The organism is Bacillota bacterium, assembly GCA_040754675.1.
GTDB lineage: Bacteria > Bacillota > Limnochordia > Limnochordales > Geochordaceae > Geochorda.
In genome coordinates this window covers 1-2855 of record JBFMCJ010000510.1, presented here as the reverse complement: position 1 = coordinate 2855, position 2855 = coordinate 1, and the positions used below count along the sequence as shown (strand labels likewise).

3 protein-coding genes are annotated in these 2855 nt (G+C 71.5%); all 3 read right to left on the bottom strand.

What is annotated here, in order from left to right:
• Positions 1-1869: Stk1 family PASTA domain-containing Ser/Thr kinase (pknB, locus tag AB1609_19935; GenBank protein ID MEW6048713.1), on the bottom strand; the 1869-nt coding region annotated here is incomplete at its 3' end.
• 7 nt (positions 1870-1876) lie between these two features.
• Entirely contained in the window at positions 1877-2578 is a 702-nt protein-coding gene (locus AB1609_19930; protein MEW6048712.1) for a protein phosphatase 2C domain-containing protein, read from the bottom strand.
• Positions 2579-2588: 10 nt separating this feature from the next.
• A partial coding sequence (locus tag AB1609_19925; protein ID MEW6048711.1) for a hypothetical protein occupies positions 2589-2855 on the bottom strand: 267 nt, incomplete at its 5' end.

The window sequence follows — 2855 nt, the reverse complement described above, 5'->3', positions numbered from 1 at the left end:
TGCGGCCTGTTCGGGCGCTTTGCCGGCCGGCTCGGGTGGCGCTGGCGGCTGCGGCTCGGCGGGCTTCTGGCCGCCGGCGGCGGTCTCCTCCGCTGGCTGGCCGCCGGCCGACGGCGAGGCCTGGCTGTAAATCAGGTCGACGGATGACCCCTGATCCACCTCGCTCCCGGGCGCAGGGTTCTGGTCAATGACCGTGCCCGGGGGATAGCGCTGGTCGTACTCGGCCCAGGTGATACCCAGGCTCAGGCCCAGCGCCTGAAGCCGGCTGCGCACCTCGTCGAGCGGCAGCCCGATCAAGTCCGGAATCGTAACTTTCTGCACCGGCTGGTCGCCGCGGGCGACGACGAGGTTCACCGGGCGGCCCTTCTCGAGTTCGGATCCGGCCGCGGGCTCCTGCAGCACCACGGTGTTGGCCGGGAGCCGGGGGTCGTAGCGGGCAGAGACGCCTCCTAACACGAACCCGCTCTGGGTGATCACGAGCTGGGCTTCGCGCAGCGTCTTCCCGACCACGTCAGGAACCGCTCCGACCTGCGGCCCGAGGCTGATCGTGACCCAGATCTTACGGCCCTCCCGAACCCGCCGGCCCGCTTCGGGGTCCTGGCGGATGACGTAACCCTTCGCGACGTTCTCCGAGTAAACGCCCTGGTCGACGGCGTAAAGCAGGCCCTGCTTTGCAAGCGACGCCTTCGCCTCGGCCTCACTGAGCCCCACGATGTTGGGCACCAGGACCTCCTGGGGGAACAGGAGCCCCGCGACGCGTGCGCTGCCCCACCAGGCGAGCCCTACGAGGAACGCGGCAGCGAACGCCCACCGGATGAGCCGCTTCCCGCGGCGGGATGGATCGATCGTCGCCGTGGCTGGATGCGCCTCCTGTTCACCGTGACCCGCTTCCTCCGCCCGGGGCGCAGGGGCCCAGGGAACCACCCGAGTGGCCGCGCCGTCTGCCGCGCCGTACTCCGGCGCCGGCGGGGGTTCGGGCGCGGCGGGCCGTTTTCGCGGCGCGTTCGCCGGGGGCTGCACCAGGGTGACGGTGGGGAACTCCTCCGCCTCGGGCACGGCCCGGCGCAGTTCCTCGTAGAAGGCGTCCGCCGACGCCGGGCGGTGCTGGGAGCTCTTTGCCAGCGCGTGCAGGACGCATCGCTCGAGGCCCGGCGGGATATCGGCGCGCTGTGGCCGCAGCGGAGGAACCGGGTCGTTGATGTGCTTCACGGCAATGGCGATAGGCGAGTCGGCGGTGAACGGCACGGTGCCCGTCAGCATCTCGTACAGCACGATGCCCAGGGAGTAGATGTCGCTGGCGGCGCCGATGGACTGGCCGCGGGCCTGCTCGGGCGAGAAGTAGTGCACCGACCCCAGGACGGTTCCCGAGTCGGTCAGAGACGAGGCGCTGGCCGCCCGGGCGATGCCGAAGTCGGCCACCTTGACCAGGCCCTCTGCGGTGATCAGGATGTTGTGGGGCTTGATGTCCCGGTGGATGAGCCCGTGCCGGTGCGCGTGGGCCAGCGCCTTGGCCACCGAGAGCGCCACGGCCACCGCTGCCTCGGGCGAGAGCCTCCCCTGCTGCTGGAGCACCTGCTTGAGGCTCTTGCCGTCCACGAACTCCATCACGATGTAGTGGGCGCCGTTGTCCTGCCCGACGTCGAACACCTGCACGACGTTGGGATGGGAAAGGCTCGCTGCCGCCTGGGCCTCCCGGCGGAAGCGCTCCACGAACTCCCGGTCCGCGGTGAACTGATCCCGGAGCATCTTGACGGCAACCGGGCGGCCTAAAAGCTCGTCCACCGCTCGGTAGACCACGGCCATGCCGCCCTCGCCGACCTTGTCCATCAGGCGATAGCGGCCGGCAGCAAGCTGCGCTGGTGTGCTCACGACCTGTTCACGCTCCCCGGGGAGCCTCCTGCTCCAGGTCCCCGTCCTCGATGAAGGCCACCACGGCGGTCACATTGTCGGCGGCCTGCTTGCCCGTCGCCTGACGCACCAGGGCCTCGGCCGCCTCGATGGGAGAGGAGGCACTCGCGACGACCCGGACGATCTCGTCACCCTCAAGGGCTGCCGTCAGCCCGTCGGTGCAGAGCACCAGGCGATCCCCGGCCTGCAGCGGCACCTCCACCACGTCCACCTCGGGGGGTTCGGCCCCGCCCAGGGCCCGGGTCAGCACGTGCCGGTGCGGGTGCCGGCGCGCCTCCTGTTCCGTGAGGCTCCCGTTTCGCATGAGCTCGGCCGCCACAGAGTGGTCCTGGGTGAGTTGCCGCAGGTGGCCCTGGCGGATCAGGTACGCCCGGCTGTCCCCGACGTGCCCGATCACCGCGCGCCCGTGCAACAGCCACGCCGCCGTCAGCGTCGTGCCCATCTCCCGCCACCGGTCGTTGCGCCCGGCCACCTCGGCAATGGACCGGTGGGCGTGGTGGAACGCAAGCCGCACGGCCGCCGCCGCGTCCGCCGCTTGGGGCAACGCGCCCGCAATGGCGCCGAGCGCAAGGCGCGCCGCGACGTCCCCCCCTGCGTACCCTCCCATCCCGTCGGCCACCGCCACCAGGTCGGGCCGGGCCAGGCAGGCGTCCTCGTTGCGGCTGCGCACCGCGCCCCGGTCACTTACGGCTGCTGCCCGGACCTGCGGTCACCCCGCCTCTTTGGGCCGCGCGCCAGGCGGCGCCGAGCTGTCCGCAGGCGGCGTGAATGGATCGCCCCCTGGGCATCCGCACCGTGACCGCCACGCCGCGGCCTTCCACGATTCCGGCGAAACGCTTCACCGCCGCGTCCGGCGACGGCTCGAATGGAAGACCGGGTACCGGATTGTACGGGATGAGGTTGACGTGACACAGAAGCCCGCCGACCCGGTCGGCCAGCTCCCTGGC